This window comes from Candidatus Ulvibacter alkanivorans, from assembly GCF_003333325.1.
Taxonomy (GTDB): domain Bacteria; phylum Bacteroidota; class Bacteroidia; order Flavobacteriales; family Flavobacteriaceae; genus Ulvibacter_A; species Ulvibacter_A alkanivorans.
Genome location: NZ_QOLC01000019.1, coordinates 1 through 19799 on the forward strand (window position 1 = coordinate 1; position 19799 = coordinate 19799).

Here is a 19799-nt window from a genome sequence, read left to right on the forward strand (position 1 = left end):
TGATGACAAAAGTCATATTTTTTGAAAACCGATTATTTTAAATTCGTAGCGTAAAATTAAAGTTTATGATAAATCAAAAAATAATAACATAAACTAATTTTTTAACATTTTTTTTAAATTTTTGATATAAAATCATTAATTTTATTACGTGAAATCTTTTTTTACTAAAATATTGGCCTTCTTTTTAGCAGCTACTATATTTTTTAGCACAGCTTCATTTACAGTAGATATGCACTTTTGCTGCAATAAATTGGTTGATATGGCACTCTTTGGAAAAGCCAAAGTATGTGCAGACAAGGCTCAAAAAAAAGATTTAAACACAAAACAGTGTACTTCTCTTCAAGAAAAAGATTGCTGCAGCAACCAAACTTTGATTAAAACAGGTGATGACACCATAAAAAAGGCTCAGACCCAACTTGAGTATGAAGATATACTCTTTCTTAACACCTTTTTTTACACTTACCTCAATCTATTTGAAGGGCTTGAAAAAAACATCATTCCTTTTAAACAATATAGGCCGCCCTTGTTGTCTAAGGATATACAGGTTCTTCACGAGACATATTTAATTTGATTTTCTTACTTGCAGATTGATCATATCAATCTGTATCCTCTATTATAGTCAAAGAACAACTTCTGGCTAAACATTGTTGTATCCATTACCCAACAACACAATTTATCAAATTAACCCAGTAAGGTTAAAACCTTACAAACTATTGAGCCGAATACTCAATAGTAACACCAATACTATAATGAGCTCACCAAAAGAATTCTGGATTAAGAATATGGTTTGTAGCAGATGCCTTAAAGTTATAAAACAAGAACTACAAGAATTAGATATTACTGTACTCTCATTAGAGCTAGGAAGGTTATTGGTAGAAGCACCTAACCTAAATGAGGCTGCTATAACGGACAACGTAACAAGGGTGCTTCACACAAATAGTTTCAAAATTGTAGAAAATGAAGAAGAGATGCTGGTTGAAAGAATCAAAATTCTACTAATCGAGCAACTTGTTGAACTACCATTGGATATGAAAGTGAAGACCTCAGAACTCTTGGCCTCAGCATTGCATCGTGACTATAAGACACTGAGCAAACTATTTTCAACCATTGAAAAATCAACCATTGAAAAGTATTTCATCAAATTGAAGATAGAGAAGGTTAAAGAACTTATCCAACTTAAACAACATTCCTTCTCTGACATAGGTTACCTATTGGACTACAGCAGCGTAAATCATTTATCCAGACAGTTTAAGGAAGTGGTGGGAATGAGTATGACAGATTACAAGAACACAGGAAATTGGAAACGGAATTTCTATGATGAAATTATATAGATATCAACGAAAGTTATGCAGATAAAGGTCTGCAACAGTCATTAATTTTAACAAATTAAATCAAACCAAAAATGAAAAAATTTGTCATCGCATTACTGCTCATCCCTTATCTGGGAATAGCTCAAACTTTAGAAAATTTAGACTACATCTCGCCTTTTAACGATGGCGTTGCCGCCATTAAAAAAGGGAACGAATGGGGTTTTATTGACCAAGAAGGAAAATTAATCGTTGATTTTCGAAATGATTTGGTAGTAACCAAAACAAACAACGCCAATTACCCAATCTTTGAAGACGATAGATGCTTGATTGCCCATCATAAGGATGGGGTGCTCTATTATGGATATATAAATAAAGAAGGGGGAACTGTTATTGCACCTCAATTTCTTAACGCCACCAATTTTAATAACAAAAAGGCAATAGCACTAAAGGTACACAAAGAGACCATTGGCTATAATGATATTTTCAAAAAGGACGTGGTAAGCTATCATTACTTTGAAGTGGTTATAGATAAAACCGGAACGACGATGGACCACTTAACACAACTGGCCTTACACGTTTCGCCACAGAACATAAAAAATAGTAGTTCCCCAACCATAACATCAAAATTTATTTCGGCCAATTTGGTCGCCATAAAAGGAAACAACTCTAAATGGCAAATCAAAAAAATCGAATAGTAAATATTATACTATAACAAAAACTTAAAAATTCAGCCCGATTAATAGCTGATAACCCATTCCCTCTCTATAACCCAATTAGCTATTGGGAATGGGTTTAAAAATAAATTTATGTCTAATTAAATAACAAAGAAAATGAGAACACTATTTATTGGTTTACTGGCAATTGGCCTTTTCAGCTTAACCAGCTGCAAACAAGAAACAGACACGCAAGCACTACTGGAAAATCCTGAGACGCGCACAGAGGTTTTTAATAGCATTGTTGAGAACGATGCATATATGACCGAGTTTATGGAAAGTATGCACGGAAATCCAGCAACAATGAAAATGATGCAAGGCAACAAAAAAATGATGGGGTCTATGATGAATGGACAGGGTATGCAAATGATGATGAAGGATAGCACAATAATGCATTCAATGATGAACAGAATGATGGGCGATGGAAAAATGATGGGAGATATGATGAAAATGATGCACGAAAAAGGAATGATGAGTGAAGACTGTATGGAATCCTGTTCTATGATGATGAAAGATAAGGGGATGGATATGATGTATATGAACAATGAAACAGAAAACAATCATTCTGAACATCACTAATTTCTAACCCATAAAGCAAAGCACAATGAAAAACAGTCACTGGATATGGATGGTCATCGGATGTGGACTACCGTTGCTATTTATTTTTTTAGCACCATCGTTTGGTATAGGAAGCAGTTCTTCTCTGTTCATTTTCATCCTCGTTATGTTCGGTATCCATTTATTTATGCCCCACGGTTCACATCGGCACGGAAGACCCAATGATCGTAAGCATCGGGATGGCAATAACAATCAATCTGAACAGAACACAAAAGAAGAACACAAAAGACATCAAGATCACTAATAAATAAAACACAATGAAGCAAAAATTTCAAATAAACGGAATCAGTTGTGGTGGATGTGTAGCAAGGGTCAAGAAGACTTTGGAAGAACATCCCAATATCGAAAAGGCAGAAATTTTTCTGGCGCCAAAAGGCGCAACGTTTATCACGATGACAGAAAAACTTTCAATTACTGAACTACAAAAGCAACTCAGCAAACTTAACGGATACACAATTACAGAAATAAATTAATAACAACTAAAACCAAAAATTATGCATTTATACGACGGACATTTTGGAGGTATGCACCTAATATGGTGGATTATATGGATAATATTTATTGCTTGGATATTCTTTATCCCAACAGATATTCCCTATCAAAAAACTAAGAAGGACAGCCCGCTCGATATTCTCAAAAACCGCTTTGCAAAAGGCGAAATATCCAAGGAAGAATTCGAAGAATCTAAAAAGATTATAAACTCGGACAACTAAATTAAAACTAAAAATTATGTATCGATTAAACGTAAAGAAATTAGGATTCGCATTCGGGCTTACCGGAGCGTTAATTTACTTGGGCTGTATGATTGTAATGGCAACAGCAGGCCGAGAAGCCACTATAGATTTTTTCAACAGCCTATTGCACGGTTTAGACACCACGAGCATTATTAGGATGGATGTACCCTTATGGGAAGCAGGATTAGGAATAGTACAAACATTTATTTTGGGATGGTTAATTGGTGCTTGTATCGCAGCTTTTTATAACGCTCAAATTAAAAAACAGTAAGGTTTATGCAATACGTCTGGTTCATATGGTCACTTATAATTCTTGTGCTTTGGGCAATCATCTATCTGTTGAGAAAAGAATCAAGAAAAGAGATGCTCAAAATGAGCCTTATAACAATGCCTTTTGGTTTAACTGAACCTTTGTTTGTTCCAGAATATTGGTTTCCACCTTCGCTGTTCAATTTGGCTATAAAAACAGGTTTTGATATAGAGAGCCTTATCTTTTCTTTTGCCATTGGCGGGATTGGCACGGTACTCTACAACCTTATTTTTAAACGAAGCCTCGTTAAAATTCCGGATAGCGAGCGTGGTCACCAACGACATAAGCTACATATTTATATACTATTTGTGCCTGCGCTGGTCTTTTTTATACTCGCCCTATTTACATCGCTCAACCACATTTATTGTGGGATTATCGCTTTGTTCATAGGTGGTTTGGCAACACTCTATTGCCGTCCAGATTTAAATAAGAAGATTTGGGTCGGAGGAATCTTGTTTACAGTACTGTACTTCATTTATTTCGGAAGTATCCTTCCGTTCTATCCTCAATATGTGGAGCTGTACTGGAATCTTGACAACCTGACCCATATTCTTTTCTTGGGTGTACCCATAGAAGAACTACTGTTCGCCTTCACCTTTGGTATGTACTGGTCTGGATTATATGAACACTTGTATTGGAGAAAACTTAAAAACCGAAAGGAATTTTAACCAACTAAAACATTCAAATTATGAAAATACTATTGGCAGTAGACGGTTCAGACTTTAGCAAAGCTGCTGTAGATGAAATCAATAAAATGATATTACCATCATATGCTGAAATCTGCATCATAACTGTATATGAGTTTCCCACTATGATTGGCCCAGAATTAATGGCCACAGGTGGAAGCTTGAACAACTACTACGAAGATTTCATAAGTGGCGCTAAAACAATAGGTAATAAAATTGTTTCGGAAGCCAGCGATGTTCTAAAGAGCAAAAACAAAGCTCTTAACATAACTACTATCGTTGTGAGCGGACTACCCAAAAGTGCCATCCTCGAAAAAGCCGAGGATTGGAAAGCAGATTTAATTGTAGTGGGCTCTCAAGGTCAAGGTGCGTTGTCGCGCTTACTTTTAGGCTCTGTTTCCCAATATTTAGCCACCCACGCCAAGTGCTCGGTACTTATTGCAAGAGATAAAGATAAAGGGTGAATGAAATATGAACAACTAACAAATGAAAGATAGCCACACACATAAGAAAATAATGTCATCTGCCTGCAAGGTAACGGATAATATCTGCCTTCCAGATTCTGACCTACCTCGCGTAGTTATCATTGGTGGTGGTTTTGCTGGTCTGGCATTGGTAGAAAAATTGAAACATAAAGAAGTACAAGTTGTATTGTTCGATAAAAACAACTTCCATCAATTTCAACCTTTATTCTATCAAGTGGCAACGAGTGCTTTGGAGCCAGACAGCATTGTGTTTCCATTTAGAAAACAATTTAAGGGATATAAAAATGTAGTGTTCCGCTTGGCGGAAGTCGAGGAAATTCAACCCTCATCAAATACATTAACAACTACCAAAGGAAAAGTCCACTACGACTATCTGGTACTTGCAACTGGTACGACCACAAATTTTTTCGGAATGGATTCCATAGCCCAAAACAGCTTAGGGATGAAGGATATTCGTGATTCCCTCAACATTCGCCATATGATGCTGCAAAACTTAGAACAAGCAGCCATTACCTGCGATGATGATGAACGTGATTCCCTAACAAATTTCGTTATTGTTGGAGGTGGTCCCGCTGGCGTAGAAATGGCAGGAGCTTTGGCTGAATTTTGCAAATACATTCTACCGAAGGATTATCCAGAATACCCTGCTTCCATAATGAACATTTATTTGATAGAAGCTATTGACGAGTTGTTAAGCACAATGTCAGACAAAGCATCATCAAAAACTTTAAAGTATCTGAAAGACTTAAATGTAAAAGTACTATTCAACGAGTCGGTAAGTGATTATGACGGTTCAGAGGTTACTACGAATAGCGGAAAGAAAATTTTAGCAAGAAACCTCATCTGGACGGCAGGTGTAAAAGGACAATTCCCCAAAGGTATAGATGAAAAACACGTGGTTAGGGGTAACCGCTTAAAAACTGACTCGTTTTTAATGGTAGAAGGCTACAAAAATATTTTTGCCGTAGGCGATATAGCGGCAATGATTACTACAGACACACCCAAAGGGCATCCACAAGTAGCCCAAACAGCAATCCAGCAAGGCAAATATTTAGGTAATGTATTATTGAAAATTATTAAGGATGAAGGCGTAAAACCTTTTGAATACAAAGACAAAGGTTCATTGGCCACAGTAGGAAAACGAAAGGCTGTTGCCGATTTAGGCAAATTCAAATTTGCTGGTTATTTCGCTTGGTTGCTATGGTCAATTGTACACTTGTTATCTATAAGTGGATTTAGAAATAGATTGATGGTTGGTTTTAATTGGGCGGTTAGCTATTTCACTTATGAAAAAAGCAACCGCTTAATTATTCGAAATTTCAAACATAAATCATTAGTCGACAATACAGAAGAATAACTAATTAAAACAAAATTTATATGAAAAAAATAGGAGTTATAGGATACGGAGTCATAGGAAAAAGGGTGGCAGATGCCATCAATTTACAAGATGATATGAAGCTTTCGGGCGTTTGCGATATAATCAGCGATTGGCGCATTCAAAATGCCGTAAGAAAGGAGTATGATATTTATGCAGCTACCGAAGAAGCAGCCAATGATATGGAGTCAAGAGGAATTTCAGTAAAGGGAAACTTACAGGAACTTTTAAAGAAATCAGATCTTGTTGTGGACTGTACACCCAAAAAAATTGCCGCTCAGAATGTCGTTATCTACAAGGAGCAAAACATCAAATTTATTCTACACGGTGGCGAAAAACACGAAACCACAGGGCATTCCTTTAGTGCGGAAAACAACTATCAATCTGCTATAAACTTAAATGCTACAAGGGTTGTTTCCTGCAATACCACGTCTATTTTAAGAACCTTGACCGCCTTAAAAAGAGCCGATTTATTGGATTATGCAAGAGGAACACTTTTAAGAAGAGCTACAGACCCTTGGGAAAGTCATTTGGGTGGTATTATGAATACGATGGTTCCCGAAAAAGATATCCCAAGCCATCAAGGTCCAGATGCTAAAAGTGTTGACCCAGAACTGGATGTCATCACCGCAGCAGTAAAAGTACCGCAAACCTTAAGCCATATGCACTACTGGAATGTGAAATTGAAAAAGCAGGCGACAAAGGAAGAAGTGCTAAATGCTTTCAAAACTTCAAGTCGTATTAAACTAATTCGATATGACCAAGGCTTGGTTTCTAACAACACCATTAAGGAAATGTTTCTGGATATGGGAAGACCTTGGGGCGATATGTATGAAGTTGCTCTTTGGGAAGATATGCTAAAAGTAAAGGGAGACGAACTCTTTTATGCCTACGTGGTAGACAACCAAGCTATTGTTATCCCAGAAACCATAGATGCTATTAGAGCACTAACTGGAATTGAAACAGATGGGGGGAAATCCATCGCCAAAACCAATGAAAGCTTAGGAATTCATTAATCCTCTTTTAAATGAAAACAGATATAAATATCACAGAGCTTTTAGGAGACAAAGCTGATTTCTACTTGAATCACGTTTGTGAAAGAATCACAAAAGATGAATTGCAGACACCAAGTAAAAATAGTCTTGAAAAAGTATTTGTCAATAGCAACAGAAATCCACAGGTAATAAGAAGCCTCAACCAATTATACAACCACGGCAATCTTGGTGGCACAGGCTATTTGAGTATTCTTCCTGTAGACCAAGGCATTGAGCATAGCGCAACCTTTTCATTCTACAAAAACCCGGATTATTTTGACCCTGAGAACATTATAAAACTTGCTATCGAAGCGGGTTGTAATGGTGTGGCATCTACGTTTGGAGTGTTGGGCTTGAACGCTCGAAAGTATGCACATAAAATCCCTTTTATCGTTAAGATTAACCATAATGAGTTACTCACCTATCCCAATAAATATGACCAAACGCTCTTTGGTAATGTAAAAACCGCTTGGGATATGGGAGCAGTTGCTGTCGGTGCTACTATATATTTTGGTTCCGAAGAAAGCAATAGACAGCTTAAAGAAATAGCTGAAGCTTTTGAAGAAGCCCACAATTTAGGTATGGCTACCATTTTATGGTGCTATACCCGTAACGAAGCTTTCAAAACTGGAAAAGAAGATTATCACGCTGCTGCCGATGTAACTGGGCAGGCAAACCATTTGGGTGTTACTATTCAGGCAGACATCATCAAACAAAAATTACCCACCAATAATTTTGGTTTCAAAGAGATAGGTTTTGGAAAATATGATGATGAAATGTATAAAACCCTTACCACAGACCATCCCATAGACCTTTGCCGATTACAGGTTGCCAATTGCTATATGGGTAAAATAGGGCTGATTAGCTCAGGTGGTGGTTCCAAAGGCAAATCAGATGTGTCCGAAGCTGTAACAACTGCCGTTATCAATAAAAGGGCTGGTGGCTCTGGGCTGATAATGGGAAGAAAAGCATTTCAAAAGCCCTTTAGCGAAGGCGTGAGAGTATTACAATCCGTTCAGGAAGTGTATCTGGATAATAAAATTAATATAGCATAATCAACAGAATGTTTGACACAGAGATAAAATCATTAAAATCACTTAACCACTACCTTCTCAAACTGGTAGAAAGTCGCTTATGGCTTAAGGTAATCATTGCCTTGTTTTTAGGTGTCGGATTTGGTTTGTTGTTAAGCCCACAAAATGGATGGATTTCTAAAGAAACCGCAGATATCGCGGGGAATTGGCTGGCATTGCCTGGTGTACTATTTCTGAAACTGGTTCAAATGATTATGATACCGTTAATTGTGGCTTCTATCATCACAGGAATCGTAAGCAACGATAAGGATAGTCTAAGAAAACTTGGCGGTGGTGTTCTACTGTATTTTTTGGGCACAACAATAGTTTCGGTTAGCATAGGTACGATACTATCCCAAATTTTTAGACCGGGTCGTTTTCTTCATCAACAATCACTAAAAGAGCATAATGAAATTATGGCAGTTTCAACTGATGAACCCGAGCTTTCCTTCGGAATTGAAACAATTCCTGATGCCATCTCAAACCTGCTTCCCGAAAACCCCTTGGCGTCTATGGTTAGCGGTGAAATGTTGAGTATCGTGATTTTCACAATCATTATTGGTGTAGCTGTGCTATCACTAGAAAATGCCTTACTGCGCCCAGTAAAGCTACTTCTAAGTGCCATTCAGGAAGTCTGTATGACAGTAGTAAAATGGTCAATGCTTCTAGTGCCTATTGCTGTTTTCGGTCTTATGGCGCAGCTTACCTCTAGTGTTGGTTTAAGTTCTCTTTCTGGTCTCACCTATTATGTTGGTGTCGTCCTGCTCGGTCTGTTACTTTTGGTAATTTTCTATTTAGGACTAATTGTGCTTCTTGGAAAAGCAAACCCTATGCATTTCCTAAAAAAAATAAGGGACGTTCAATTATTAGCCTTTTCAACCACAAGCTCTGCAGCCGTGATGCCACTTTCCCTTCAAACAGCCGAAGAAGAATTGAAGGTTGACAAGACCATTAGCAATTTTATCATCCCCATAGGTGCAACCGTCAATATGGATGGCACTGCACTCTATCAAACCATAACTACGCTATTCATAGCCCAAGCCTATGGCTTGGAAATGAGTTTGCTCAATATTATTGTGGTCATCGTAACCATCGTTGCTGCTTCAATCGGCACACCTGCCATTCCCGGAGGTGGTGTGGTGATACTCGCTTCTGTTTTGGGAAGTGTCGGTATTCCAGCCGAAGGCATCATCATTATTATTGGTGTAGAAAGATTGTTGGGAATGTTCAGGACTGCTGTAAACGTAACGGGTGACCTCACAGCTTGTATGGTTTTTAATAGGTTTTATGGTAAAACCCCAATATTGGTTAATGATAAAACTTTAAAAATATGACATTACTACTCATATCCATATTTTTCATTTTTCCTGTGGTTGCTATAGCAGGATACCAACATTATAAGATTGTTAAGCACCCAGCTTATGATGCTGACAAAACACTCTTAAATTATGAAATTATAGGTGCGGGTGAAAACAAACTCGTTTTGCTGCACGGTTTGACAGGGTCATTGAATTATTGGAAACGCAATTTAGAAAGCATTTCAAAAACACACACTTTGCTATTAATAGACCTTTTGGGTTTTGGTGATTCGCCAAAACCACAAAGTGATTATTCGCTTTCAGTTCAACTTAAAGCTTTAGAATTGGTTTTGCAAAAAGAAGGATTCAATGATGGAAAAACCATAGTTGCCGGTCATTCTATGGGCGCTATAATTTCAATGGCCCTATTGGAAAAACACTCAAATTGGCTCAAAGCAGGCATTTTTATTGGAATACCTGTTTATCAGGATGCAGATGAATTTAAAAAAATTATGTCCTCACATTCCTTTGTGGACAGAATATCAACAAGCAGATTCTCTAAATACATCTGTATGATTCATCCCATTTTTATGTCGCGTGCATTCAAGCCTGACAACCTCACGGATGATGTTTATGAAGATGCAAAAAAACACCATTGGCAGAGCTACTATTATTCGCTTACGAGGATAATCCTAAAAACAGATTTATACGGGATTGCAAGAAAGATTAGAAACACAAAAGTGCTTTTCATTCACGGAGCAAAGGACACTACTGCACCGCTCAAAAATGCTATAGACTTATCAAGAGAATTTACAAACGTAAAAACTGTTACCTCTACAGGGGGAGACCATCAGTTCTTTCTAAAAGAAGCAGAATTTGTATGGAAGACCATCCAAGATTTTTCTGTTTCAGATAAAAAATCACAAAAAACAATTTTAAATGAATACTAATAAAATTAAACATATAGGTGTATTTACCTCTGGAGGTGATAGTCCAGGGATGAATTCAGCCTTGTACGCCATTGCAAAAACGGCTGAAGCAACTGGTATAAAAGTTAGTGGTTTTAGAAAAGGATATGAAGGATTGATAGATGGTGACTTGGTTCAATTTAAATCACACGAATTACAAAAACTGACCCAAAAGGGTGGCACAATTCTAAAGACCGCACGAAGCAAACGTTTTCTCGAACTGGAAGGTCGAAAAAAAGCCCTGCAAACCCTAAATGCAAACAAAATAGACGCCCTGATTGCCATAGGTGGCGATGGTACATTTAAGGGATTACTTGCTTTTTCAGAAATATGCGATATCCCATTTATAGGGATTCCCGGAACGATTGACAACGATATTTCGGGTACGGATTACACCCTTGGTTTCGATTCCGCAGTTAACACAGCCATTGAAAACATTGATAAAATAAGGGATACTGCCGAATCTCACAATCGGGTATTTATCGTGGAAGTAATGGGTAGAGATTCTGGCTATATCGGCATTCATTCAGGATTGATGGTTGGCGCTGATGCCATACTCATCCCAGAGAGCGATACCGACTTTATTAACCTTTTAGATAAAGTGAAAAATTACGATAGCGAGGATGCTTTTCTAATCGTAGTTTCTGAAGGTGACGAAATTGGTGCCGAACTTGTTTCTTCAAAAATAAAGGAAGTCAATCCCAATGTCGATTTACGCATAACAAAGCTTGGCCACATACAGCGAGGTGGAAATCCTTCTGCTTTAGATAGAATGTTGGGTATTAGGCTTGGGGTGGAAGCCGTAAAATCACTTTTACAAAGTAAAAAGAATGTAATGGTTGGGATTTTAAACAATCAATTGCACTTAACCCCTTTTAATGAAGTGGTCAAACAACATCAGGTCAATAAAGAATTGCACGAACTCTTAGAACTATTTGGAACATAAATTATGAAAACAACAATATACAGCACACATAAATTCGATAAGCCTTCCATTGAAAACGCTAATAAAGGAAAACATCAATTGAATTTTCTGGAATTTCGACTAACAAAGGAAACCGCCTTATTGGCAGAAGGTTCAAAGGCCATAGCACTTTTCTCAAGTGACGATGCCTCTTCAGAAGTTTTGGATATTTTACACAAACTGGGCATAAAATTTATCGCATTACGTTCGGCAGGTTTCAATCACGTCGATTTAAAAAAAGCATCAGAACTTGGAATTAAAGTGGCTCGTGTCCCAGCCTATTCCCCTTATGCCATTGCAGAACATACAATGGCTTTAATACTCGCACTTAACCGAAAACTGATTAAAGCACACAATAGGGTGCGCGACCAAAATTTTTCTTTAAACGGACTTACAGGTTTCGACTTAAACAGAAAAACTGTAGGTGTCATAGGAACAGGAAAAATAGGCGCTGTATTGGTTAAAATTCTACACGGTTTTGGCTGTAATATCCTTGTACACGATATAGTTGAAGATGAAAACCTTATCAATTTATATGGTGTTCGCTATACAGATTGCGAGACCATTTGCAAACAGTCCGATATCATAAGTCTTCACGTTCCACTTACAGCTTCAACTAAACATTTGATTGATGCAAAGCATATTTCATTGATGAAACAAGGGGTAATGCTTATCAATACAAGTCGTGGAGGACTGGTCGACACCAAAGCGGTTATCGAAGGCCTAAAGTCTAAAAAAATTGGCTATTTCGGCATCGATGTGTATGAGGAGGAAGAGGGGTTGTTTTTTGAAGACCATTCCGAAAATATATTACAGGACGATGTAATTGCACGGCTAATGACTTTCAATAATGTACTAATTACAAGTCATCAAGCCTTTTTGACCGAAACAGCATTGACCAATATTGCAGAAACTACAATCTATAATCTGGATTGTTTTGAAAAAGGAAAAGTTTCAGGAAATGAGATTCCCTGAACCATAAAAATTTAATAATTAATCGTTTAATCTTAAAATTTAAAATTATGAAACGAGTAAAAAATAAAGTTGCCATTGTCACAGGAGGAGCATCTGGTTTGGGAAAATCAAGTGCTAAACTATTGGCAAAAGAAGGAGCAAAAATAGTCGTGTCAGATATAGACGAGGAAGGTGGTAAAAAAGTAGTTCAACAAATAAAAGAAGACGGTGGTGAGGCCATATTCATTAAACAAGATGTTGCCAAAGAAGATGAATGGAAAAACGTTATTGAAACTACCCTTGAAACTTATGGAAAATTACACATTTTAGCAAATTCTGCTGGAATAGGACTCGGAGGAACAGTTGAAGATGTAACCCTTGAAGATTGGAAAAACCTCATAGATATAAACCTAAATGGCACTTTTTTAGGCACCAAATATGGTATAAAAGGTATGAGGAAAACAGATGAAGGTGGTTCCATCATTAACTTCTCTTCCATTGAAGGACTTATCGGTGACCCCAATTTACCTGCGTATAACGCAAGTAAAGGCGGCGTTACCATTTTTACAAAATCTGCCGCCCTACATTGTGCAAAGCAAGGCTATGGCATCCGTATCAATTCTATCCATCCTGCTTATATCTGGACCCCAATGGTAGAGAATTTTCTCAAGGCTCAAGGTGATGTAGAAGAAGGCAAAAAACAACTGGAAAGTTTACATCCAATTGGTCATTTGGGAGAACCTGACGATATAGGGTACGGAGTTGTATATCTGGCCTCTGATGAATCCAAATTTATGACCGGTTCCGAACTGGTTATCGATGGTGGCTATACCGCCCAATAAGAAAAACAATAAAACTAAAATTATGAAAAACATACTCGTACCTACCGATTTCTCAAAAAACTGCACTAAAGCAGCAAATCTTGGTATCGAAATAGCCAAACTATACGATGCAGAGATACACTTTTTACATCAAATGACTACCCCTGTTGATTGGGTAAAGCTGGATAAACAAAAGGAAAAAAGGTATCCCAAAACCATAAAGGAAATAGGTGTCGCTAAATCAAAATTGCGGGAACTGGAAAAAAAGGCGGAACACGAAGGGCTTAAATGTCGAACTTTTCTTCAATTTGATTCGGGACAGAAAGATATTCTAGAACATTCTGGTCATTTCCATCACGATTTCATCGTTACCGGCAGCAGTGGAACCAAAGGTGTCATTAGAGAAATTACTGGTAGTAATGTTGAAAAAATAGTTCGAAAAGCCAATGCGCCCATTATCGTTGTCAAAGAAGAGGATGTCACGTTTCCCTTCAAGGACATTCTATTTGTTTCTTCTTTTGAAGAGGATGTCACGTATCCATTTCAAGAAGTATTGTCAATAGCCAAAAAATGCGATGCTAAAATCCATTTGTTACGAGTAAACACAGAAACTGACTTTAATAGCATAGAGCTTGGTTTAAATCCTGTAAAGGAATTTCTTGAAAAATTCCCCAATCTAAAGAACTTCTCAATGAGCGTCCATAATGAGTCTTCCGTAGAAGCAGGCATCAATACATTTTTAAAACATCAGCCCGCAGATTTAATTGCAATGAGCACTCACGGAAAAACGGGATTTTTGAGCCTATTTTCAAAAAGTATTGCCGAAGGCGTTACAAATCATTCCGTGCTTCCAGTAATGACCATCCATATTAAAAAATGAAAAATCCAATCAACATAGTGAAGTATTCTGGTGATGTGGTAGCCTTTGATGTAGATAAGCTTATCAATTCCTTAAGGCGTTCACAAGCGAGCGAAGAATTAATTCAGCAAATAGTTGAACAAGTTGAAGGGCAACTTTATGATGGAATTACCACAAAAAAAATCTATCAGATGGCATTCAAAATACTTAAAAGTAAATCAAGGGTAAGTGCCTCAAAATACAAGCTAAAAAAAGCGATAATGGAATTAGGGCCATCAGGATTTCCTTTTGAAAAATTTGTTGGTAAGATTTTAGAGATGGAAGGCTTTAGCACAAATGTGGGAGTTATTGTTCAAGGTAATTGTGTACAGCACGAAGTTGATGTTATCGCCCAAAAAGAAAACAAACACTATATGATTGAATGCAAATACCATAGCGACCAAGGCAGGTTTTGTAATGTAAAAATCCCATTATATATCCATTCACGGTTTTTGGACGTAGAAAAGCAATGGGAACACCAAAAAGGTCACGAGGCTAAACTTCATAAAGGAGCTGTGTACACCAATACGCGTTTCACAACCGATGCCATTCAGTACGGGAAATGTGTTGGAATGCTTTTAAGCAGTTGGGATTATCCAAGAGGAAATGGTCTCAAGGACAGAATAGATAAATCTGGGCTACATCCCTTAACCGCTTTAACAACACTTACTAAAGCTGAAAAAACAAAATTATTAGATGAAGGCATCGTACTCTGTAAAGAGCTTCACGAAAGTCCGAAGCTCTTGGAAAAAATAGGAATTGATAAAAAAAGACATAATAAGATTCTTGAAGATTCAGAAAAATTATGTTCAGTACATCAATAAAAAACAATGCAACAATCAATAATTCTAAAAAAAAGTCAAATGAAAAAAGAAAATTCACAACAACAGAACCAATTAGATTTTGAGCCGTTTTACGAAGCTCTCGAAGACGACCCGAAATTGCTTGACGAGGCCATAGAAATTCTATTGGATATGGTTGAGTTAGAAACTAACTCTGTTAAGAAGGTAGCACTTTATATTAAAGAGGATTCACGAAATCTATATAATGAGATAACAAAATTATATAAATCGAGCCAAAACCAAAGCAATACACCGTCCTGCTGTGGTGGACACTAATTAAATGCTATAAAGATGACAAACAACAAAATAAACATCCATTTTTTAGGAGCAGCAGGCACAGTAACCGGTTCAAAATATCTGGTAGATACAGGAAATAGAAAGATACTGATAGACTGCGGACTTTTTCAGGGATTGAAGGAATTACGCCTTAAAAACTGGGAGTACCCACCTGTTAATGTTGCTGATATTGATGCTGTTTTGCTTACCCACGGCCATATGGACCATACAGGTTATCTGCCGAGATTGGTAAAGCAAGGCTTTAATGGCCCCATCTATGGTACCAATCCCACCTTGGACATCGCAAAAATCATATTGAATGATAGTGCCAAAATACAAGAACAGGAAGCCGAACGTGCCAATAAAGAGGGCTATTCCAAACACAGTCCTGCGGAACCACTTTACGATTTAAATGATGTAGAAAAAACAATCCCTTACTTCAAAGGAGTACCACCCTCGCAATGGCTACCCATTCTCAAAGATGTGAAAGCGAGGTTTCAATACAACGGACACATCCTTGGTGCCACATACATTGAGTTAGATATACGCGGAAAACGTTTCGTGTTTTCTGGCGATATAGGCAGAACAAATGATTTGTTACTGTTTCCACCCTTAAAGCCAAAGAAAGCGGATGTGTTATTTATTGAATCCACCTACGGAGGAAGGCTTCATCCCGATGAAGCAGAAGCACTTCCACAAATTGAAAAATTGGTCAATGACACCATCAACAGAGGTGGCAGCTTATTTGTCCCAAGTTTTTCGGTAGAACGTGCCCAGCTAATGATGCTCATCTTTTGGAAATTATTGAAAGAAAAGAAAATCCCCAGAGTACAAATGATTATGGACAGTCCGATGGGTGCCAACGTATTGGAACTGTTTCATAGAACTCGGGATTGGCACAGATTGGAAAACAACGAATGTGACGAAATGTGCTCACACTTTACTGTCGTAAGCAGTTATCGTGAAACAATGGAAATAAGAACAGATAACAAACCAAAAATCGTGATTGCAGGAAGCGGAATGCTCACAGGCGGAAGAATGCTTAACTATCTTGAAACACAGGCACAAAATCCAAATAACACCTTACTTTTTGTAGGCTATCAAGCTGAAGGCACTCGTGGCAGAAAATTATTGGAAGGTGAAAAAGAACTAAAAGTATATGGAAAATGGGTGCCGTTTAAAATGCAAGTAGCAGAAATTGAAGGGCTTTCGGCACACGCAGACCATAAAGAACTTATAGAATGGATGGGCAAAATAAAAAATACGCCAGAGCGCATTTTCATAGTACACGGTGAAAAAGAAAGTGCGGAAGCATTGCAAAAAGGCATCAAGGAAACTTATGGGTGGGATGCAGAAATTCCGCAATTATACACTATCGAAGAAATAGAATAAATCGAAAAATCACAACAACCAATAAAATATGGACACACACTCAAACATATTAAAATATAAACATCTCGGAATCTATACCCAAAACGAAAATGTAGTGTATATGCGCGAAGATTGCCACGTCTGTATTTCAGAAGGGTTTGAGGCACTTACCCGAATAAGAATATCCAACGCAAGTACATCAATCGTGGCAAGTCTTAATGTCCTGAATTCTGATATTCTGTTGCCTAATGAAATCGGACTATCAGATGCTGCTGCGAAAAAACTCAATGTGTCCCAAAATGATACATTGTATGTTTCCCATTTAGAACCTATAGAATCGTTAAGCCACGTCAGGGCAAAAATCTATAACAAAAAACTGGATTATAAGGCCTATAACAACATCATAACCGATATCGTGGAAGGCGATTATTCCAACATCCACCTTTCGGCATTTATTACTGCCTGTGCTGGCGACCGAATGGATATTGATGAAATATCCGACCTAACGAAAGCAATGATTGCTTCCGGAAAGCAACTGAACTGGAACAAGGATATCGTGGTCGACAAACATTGCATTGGTGGATTGCCTGGCAATAGGACAACACCATTGGTAGTTGCCATTGTTGCCGCATATGGTCTTACTATGCCAAAAACATCCTCACGGGCAATCACTTCGCCAGCTGGCACAGCAGATACAATGGAAGTACTGACCAATGTTACGCTCTCTTCCGGGGAAATAAAGACCGTAGTAGAAAAAGAAGGCGGATGTTTTGTTTGGGGAGGCACAGCGCAGTTAAGTCCTGCCGATGATGTGCTCATTAAAATAGAAAAAGCCTTGGATATTGATAGCGAAGGGCAACTCATCGCTTCAGTACTCTCTAAAAAAGCTGCGGCAGGTTCCACACACGTGGTAATTGATATTCCCGTGGGTGAAACTGCTAAAGTTAGAAGTGCAGAAATGGCAGAAAAACTAAAAAATCATATGGAAACCGTTGGAACTGCTGTTGGGTTGAATGTAAAGGTTGTAGTTACGGATGGCACGCAGCCGGTTGGAAGGGGTATCGGTCCTACATTAGAAGCCATAGATATATTAAAAGTATTGAAAAATGAAGCAGATGCACCCAAAGACCTAACAGAAAGAGCATTGCTTTTAGCCGCTGAACTAATAGAGCTTTCTGGCAAAGTAGAAAAAGGTAAAGGGTTGGAAACCGCACATCAAATTCTCACATCTGGTCAGGCTTATAAAAAATTCATAGCCATTTGTAAGGCGCAAGGTCAATTTTCAAAACCAGTTTTAGCACCTTATAAAATTGAAATTAAAGCTGAAAAGTCAGGCGTTTTGCAACGAATTGATAACCGTAAAATTGCAAAACTTGCCAAGCTTTCTGGAGCACCACAATCTAAATCGGCAGGGATTCTTCTAAATGTGCATTTGGGAGAACAAATCGAAGAGAACCAACTGCTTTATACCATATATGCTGAATCCAAAGGTGAACTTAACTATGCTTTGGAATATAAAAACAACCATAACGACATCATAACTATAATTTAAAAAACTATGAAAACAATATTATTCAGTCTTCCCGGAAATGAAGAACTCACAGAACTAATGGCTACAAAAATGGATGCTGAAGTGGGCAAAGCCACTTTGCGTAAATTCCCTGATGGGGAATCCTATACACGTATCTTATCTGATGTTAATGATAAATGTGTGGTACTGGTATGCACCTTACACGAACCGGATGAAAAACTGTTGCCGCTTTATTTTTTAAGTCACACAGCCAAATCATTAGGCGCTATGTGTACCTGTTTGGTAGCACCCTATTTGGCGTATATGCGGCAGGACAAAGTATTTAATGAAGGTGAAGGAGTGACTTCTGGTTTCTTCGGAAAATTGATTTCTGGTTTCGCCGATAGCATTACCACAGTTGACCCGCACTTACATAGAATTAGCTCGTTGGGAGAAGTGTATCAAATTCCAAATAAAGTGATTCACGCTGCCGATGCCATTTCAGAATGGATAAAAGAAAACATCGAAAACCCAGTACTTATCGGTCCCGATTCTGAAAGTGAACAATGGGTATCAGAAGTCGCCAAAAATGCAGGAGCACCATTTATAGTATTACAAAAGGTGCGTCACGGTGACCGTGATGTAGAAGTCTCTGTTCCCGATGTGGATATATATAAAGATGCTACACCCATTTTGGTAGATGATATTATTTCCACAGCCCGAACAATGATTGAAACCGTACAACATCTTAAAAAGGCAGGAATGAAACCGCCTATTTGCGTCGGCATTCACGCCGTTTTTTCAGGAAATGCCTATCAAGATTTATTGGATTCTGGAGTAGAAAAAATAGTGACTTGCAATACCATCCCACACTCTTCAAATGGAATAGATTTAAGTGATATTATGGCAAAAGAGGTAAAAAAATTAATGCACCATATATGAGAAAGCAAAGTTTCATAGTACTATTTATTTTATTCAGCATCACAATGACTGGACAAACTGAAATGCTTATTGGGCAGATTTCAGGTAGAGTTGTTGTTCGAGAAAATTTTGATGAAGAAGGCTCTTTTCTAAACAAACAAACTTTTGAAGCTGGTGAAACAATAAAGAAAAATGGATACTATGAAATTGAGGTGGTTACGGAATTGTTCGATGAGGACAAAAAATCGACCGATAAATACACCACAACTTATCGTTGCAAGCCTGATGAAGCAAGTATAATGGTAATGGCTTTCCCGTTTTCCAGCCCAAAATCAAAGGAGACCGAAATTAATACCACCTCTAAAAAATTTAAAGACCTCTACGATTTGGACAACCTTGAAGATATAGAATTGGAAATGACTTTTGATTCAGGACTGCTGGATTTTTTTGGTTCAAAAAGCATCATAAAGATTTACGACCGAACATTGAAGGACAATAAAACCAACATTAATTCAAAAATAAATATTAAGGCCTATGCCTGGGGCATTCGCATTAAGCAACTCAACTATACCGTTTACGAAAAATTAAACGGGAATGGTTTATTGACCTTTCAGAAATTTACAGAAGAAGATAATAGT

General features: G+C 37.7%; 24 protein-coding genes. All 24 read left to right on the forward strand.

Translation table 11 applies throughout. The features are described from left to right. Positions 1-148 precede the first annotated feature (148 nt). Positions 149-571, forward strand: a complete 423-nt coding sequence (locus tag DWA30_RS00805) for an HYC_CC_PP family protein (RefSeq protein WP_114490644.1) — start codon at positions 149-151, stop codon at positions 569-571. 178 nt (positions 572-749) lie between these two features. Then, the gene (locus DWA30_RS00810) at positions 750-1331 is read left to right on the forward strand and encodes a helix-turn-helix domain-containing protein (protein ID WP_085767737.1); all 582 of its coding nucleotides are present in this window, start codon (positions 750-752) and stop codon (positions 1329-1331) included. A 71-nt stretch (positions 1332-1402) separates the two neighbouring features. Then, entirely contained in the window at positions 1403-2005 is a 603-nt protein-coding gene (locus tag DWA30_RS00815; RefSeq protein WP_114490645.1) for a WG repeat-containing protein, read from the forward strand. 135 nt (positions 2006-2140) lie between these two features. Beyond that, on the forward strand, positions 2141-2602 hold the full coding sequence (locus DWA30_RS00820) for a hypothetical protein (protein WP_114490646.1): 462 nt from the start codon (positions 2141-2143) through the stop codon (positions 2600-2602). Positions 2603-2898: 296 nt separating this feature from the next. Further along, positions 2899-3114, forward strand: coding sequence for a heavy-metal-associated domain-containing protein (locus tag DWA30_RS00830; protein WP_085767733.1), 216 nt, complete (start codon positions 2899-2901; stop codon positions 3112-3114). A 21-nt stretch (positions 3115-3135) separates the two neighbouring features. Then, entirely contained in the window at positions 3136-3354 is a 219-nt protein-coding gene (locus tag DWA30_RS00835; RefSeq protein ID WP_085767732.1) for an SHOCT domain-containing protein, read from the forward strand. A 16-nt stretch (positions 3355-3370) separates the two neighbouring features. Further along, positions 3371-3646, forward strand: coding sequence for a DUF5676 family membrane protein (locus tag DWA30_RS00840; RefSeq protein WP_085767731.1), 276 nt, complete (start codon positions 3371-3373; stop codon positions 3644-3646). Positions 3647-3747: 101 nt separating this feature from the next. Next, positions 3748-4353, forward strand: coding sequence for a lycopene cyclase domain-containing protein (locus DWA30_RS00845; protein ID WP_245933834.1), 606 nt, complete (start codon positions 3748-3750; stop codon positions 4351-4353). Between the two features lie 20 nt (positions 4354-4373). Next, positions 4374-4835, forward strand: a complete 462-nt coding sequence (locus DWA30_RS00850) for a universal stress protein (protein WP_085767729.1) — start codon at positions 4374-4376, stop codon at positions 4833-4835. 22 nt (positions 4836-4857) lie between these two features. Continuing rightward, entirely contained in the window at positions 4858-6213 is a 1356-nt protein-coding gene (locus tag DWA30_RS00855; protein WP_114490649.1) for an NAD(P)/FAD-dependent oxidoreductase, read from the forward strand. Positions 6214-6233: 20 nt separating this feature from the next. Further along, the gene (locus tag DWA30_RS00860) at positions 6234-7247 is read left to right on the forward strand and encodes a type II glyceraldehyde-3-phosphate dehydrogenase (protein ID WP_114490650.1); all 1014 of its coding nucleotides are present in this window, start codon (positions 6234-6236) and stop codon (positions 7245-7247) included. Positions 7248-7258: 11 nt separating this feature from the next. Next, positions 7259-8320, forward strand: coding sequence for a class I fructose-bisphosphate aldolase (locus tag DWA30_RS00865; RefSeq protein WP_114490651.1), 1062 nt, complete (start codon positions 7259-7261; stop codon positions 8318-8320). Between the two features lie 8 nt (positions 8321-8328). Further along, positions 8329-9672 carry a dicarboxylate/amino acid:cation symporter gene (locus DWA30_RS00870; RefSeq protein ID WP_114490652.1) on the forward strand — a complete coding sequence of 448 codons (1344 nt, stop codon included), beginning with the start codon at positions 8329-8331 and terminating at the stop codon, positions 9670-9672. Then, positions 9669-10586 carry an alpha/beta fold hydrolase gene (locus DWA30_RS00875; protein WP_013072809.1) on the forward strand — a complete coding sequence of 306 codons (918 nt, stop codon included), beginning with the start codon at positions 9669-9671 and terminating at the stop codon, positions 10584-10586. Before DWA30_RS00870 ends, DWA30_RS00875 begins: the two co-directional genes overlap by 4 nt. Further along, positions 10576-11550: an ATP-dependent 6-phosphofructokinase gene (locus DWA30_RS00880; RefSeq protein ID WP_114490653.1), complete on the forward strand. Its 975-nt coding sequence runs from the start codon at positions 10576-10578 to the stop codon at positions 11548-11550. Before DWA30_RS00875 ends, DWA30_RS00880 begins: the two co-directional genes overlap by 11 nt. A 3-nt stretch (positions 11551-11553) precedes the next feature. Continuing rightward, positions 11554-12543, forward strand: coding sequence for a 2-hydroxyacid dehydrogenase (locus DWA30_RS00885; protein ID WP_114490654.1), 990 nt, complete (start codon positions 11554-11556; stop codon positions 12541-12543). Positions 12544-12590: 47 nt separating this feature from the next. Beyond that, the gene (locus DWA30_RS00890) at positions 12591-13364 is read left to right on the forward strand and encodes an SDR family oxidoreductase (protein ID WP_085767722.1); all 774 of its coding nucleotides are present in this window, start codon (positions 12591-12593) and stop codon (positions 13362-13364) included. A gap of 22 nt (positions 13365-13386) precedes the next feature. Continuing rightward, positions 13387-14223 carry a universal stress protein gene (locus tag DWA30_RS00895; protein ID WP_114490659.1) on the forward strand — a complete coding sequence of 279 codons (837 nt, stop codon included), beginning with the start codon at positions 13387-13389 and terminating at the stop codon, positions 14221-14223. Next, a complete protein-coding gene (locus DWA30_RS00900) occupies positions 14220-15065 on the forward strand; it encodes an ATP cone domain-containing protein (protein ID WP_114490655.1) in 846 nt (281 codons plus the stop codon). The genes DWA30_RS00895 and DWA30_RS00900 overlap by 4 nt, the downstream gene beginning before the upstream one ends. Positions 15066-15104: 39 nt before the next feature. Further along, the gene (locus DWA30_RS00905) at positions 15105-15359 is read left to right on the forward strand and encodes a hypothetical protein (RefSeq protein WP_114490660.1); all 255 of its coding nucleotides are present in this window, start codon (positions 15105-15107) and stop codon (positions 15357-15359) included. Positions 15360-15374: 15 nt separating this feature from the next. After that, the gene (locus DWA30_RS00910) at positions 15375-16751 is read left to right on the forward strand and encodes an MBL fold metallo-hydrolase RNA specificity domain-containing protein (protein ID WP_114490656.1); all 1377 of its coding nucleotides are present in this window, start codon (positions 15375-15377) and stop codon (positions 16749-16751) included. 28 nt (positions 16752-16779) lie between these two features. After that, positions 16780-18282, forward strand: a complete 1503-nt coding sequence (locus DWA30_RS00915; protein ID WP_114490657.1) for a thymidine phosphorylase family protein — start codon at positions 16780-16782, stop codon at positions 18280-18282. Between the two features lie 6 nt (positions 18283-18288). Then, positions 18289-19182 (forward strand): ribose-phosphate pyrophosphokinase, encoded by an 894-nt coding sequence (locus DWA30_RS00920; RefSeq protein WP_114490658.1) that lies wholly within the window; start codon positions 18289-18291, stop codon positions 19180-19182. A 44-nt stretch (positions 19183-19226) separates the two neighbouring features. Beyond that, positions 19227-19799 (forward strand): hypothetical protein (locus tag DWA30_RS00925; RefSeq protein ID WP_245933835.1); only part of this gene is annotated, 573 nt, incomplete at its 3' end.

Bases quoted from the DNA above. Each gene is read 5' to 3' on its own strand.
- DWA30_RS00810 (WP_085767737.1), top strand. From the start codon at position 750: ATGAGCTCACCAAAAGAATTCTGGATTAAGAATATGGTTTGTAGCAGA.
- DWA30_RS00815 (WP_114490645.1), top strand. From the start codon at position 1,403: ATGAAAAAATTTGTCATCGCATTACTGCTCATCCCTTATCTGGGAATA.
- DWA30_RS00820 (WP_114490646.1), top strand. From the start codon at position 2,141: ATGAGAACACTATTTATTGGTTTACTGGCAATTGGCCTTTTCAGCTTA.
- DWA30_RS00830 (WP_085767733.1), top strand. From the start codon at position 2,899: ATGAAGCAAAAATTTCAAATAAACGGAATCAGTTGTGGTGGATGTGTA.
- DWA30_RS00835 (WP_085767732.1), top strand. From the start codon at position 3,136: ATGCATTTATACGACGGACATTTTGGAGGTATGCACCTAATATGGTGG.
- DWA30_RS00840 (WP_085767731.1), top strand. From the start codon at position 3,371: ATGTATCGATTAAACGTAAAGAAATTAGGATTCGCATTCGGGCTTACC.
- DWA30_RS00845 (WP_245933834.1), top strand. From the start codon at position 3,748: ATGAGCCTTATAACAATGCCTTTTGGTTTAACTGAACCTTTGTTTGTT.
- DWA30_RS00850 (WP_085767729.1), top strand. From the start codon at position 4,374: ATGAAAATACTATTGGCAGTAGACGGTTCAGACTTTAGCAAAGCTGCT.
- DWA30_RS00855 (WP_114490649.1), top strand. From the start codon at position 4,858: ATGAAAGATAGCCACACACATAAGAAAATAATGTCATCTGCCTGCAAG.
- DWA30_RS00860 (WP_114490650.1), top strand. From the start codon at position 6,234: ATGAAAAAAATAGGAGTTATAGGATACGGAGTCATAGGAAAAAGGGTG.
- DWA30_RS00865 (WP_114490651.1), top strand. From the start codon at position 7,259: ATGAAAACAGATATAAATATCACAGAGCTTTTAGGAGACAAAGCTGAT.
- DWA30_RS00870 (WP_114490652.1), top strand. From the start codon at position 8,329: ATGTTTGACACAGAGATAAAATCATTAAAATCACTTAACCACTACCTT.
- DWA30_RS00875 (WP_013072809.1), top strand. From the start codon at position 9,669: ATGACATTACTACTCATATCCATATTTTTCATTTTTCCTGTGGTTGCT.
- DWA30_RS00880 (WP_114490653.1), top strand. From the start codon at position 10,576: ATGAATACTAATAAAATTAAACATATAGGTGTATTTACCTCTGGAGGT.
- DWA30_RS00885 (WP_114490654.1), top strand. From the start codon at position 11,554: ATGAAAACAACAATATACAGCACACATAAATTCGATAAGCCTTCCATT.
- DWA30_RS00890 (WP_085767722.1), top strand. From the start codon at position 12,591: ATGAAACGAGTAAAAAATAAAGTTGCCATTGTCACAGGAGGAGCATCT.
- DWA30_RS00895 (WP_114490659.1), top strand. From the start codon at position 13,387: ATGAAAAACATACTCGTACCTACCGATTTCTCAAAAAACTGCACTAAA.
- DWA30_RS00900 (WP_114490655.1), top strand. From the start codon at position 14,220: ATGAAAAATCCAATCAACATAGTGAAGTATTCTGGTGATGTGGTAGCC.
- DWA30_RS00905 (WP_114490660.1), top strand. From the start codon at position 15,105: ATGAAAAAAGAAAATTCACAACAACAGAACCAATTAGATTTTGAGCCG.
- DWA30_RS00910 (WP_114490656.1), top strand. From the start codon at position 15,375: ATGACAAACAACAAAATAAACATCCATTTTTTAGGAGCAGCAGGCACA.
- DWA30_RS00915 (WP_114490657.1), top strand. From the start codon at position 16,780: ATGGACACACACTCAAACATATTAAAATATAAACATCTCGGAATCTAT.
- DWA30_RS00920 (WP_114490658.1), top strand. From the start codon at position 18,289: ATGAAAACAATATTATTCAGTCTTCCCGGAAATGAAGAACTCACAGAA.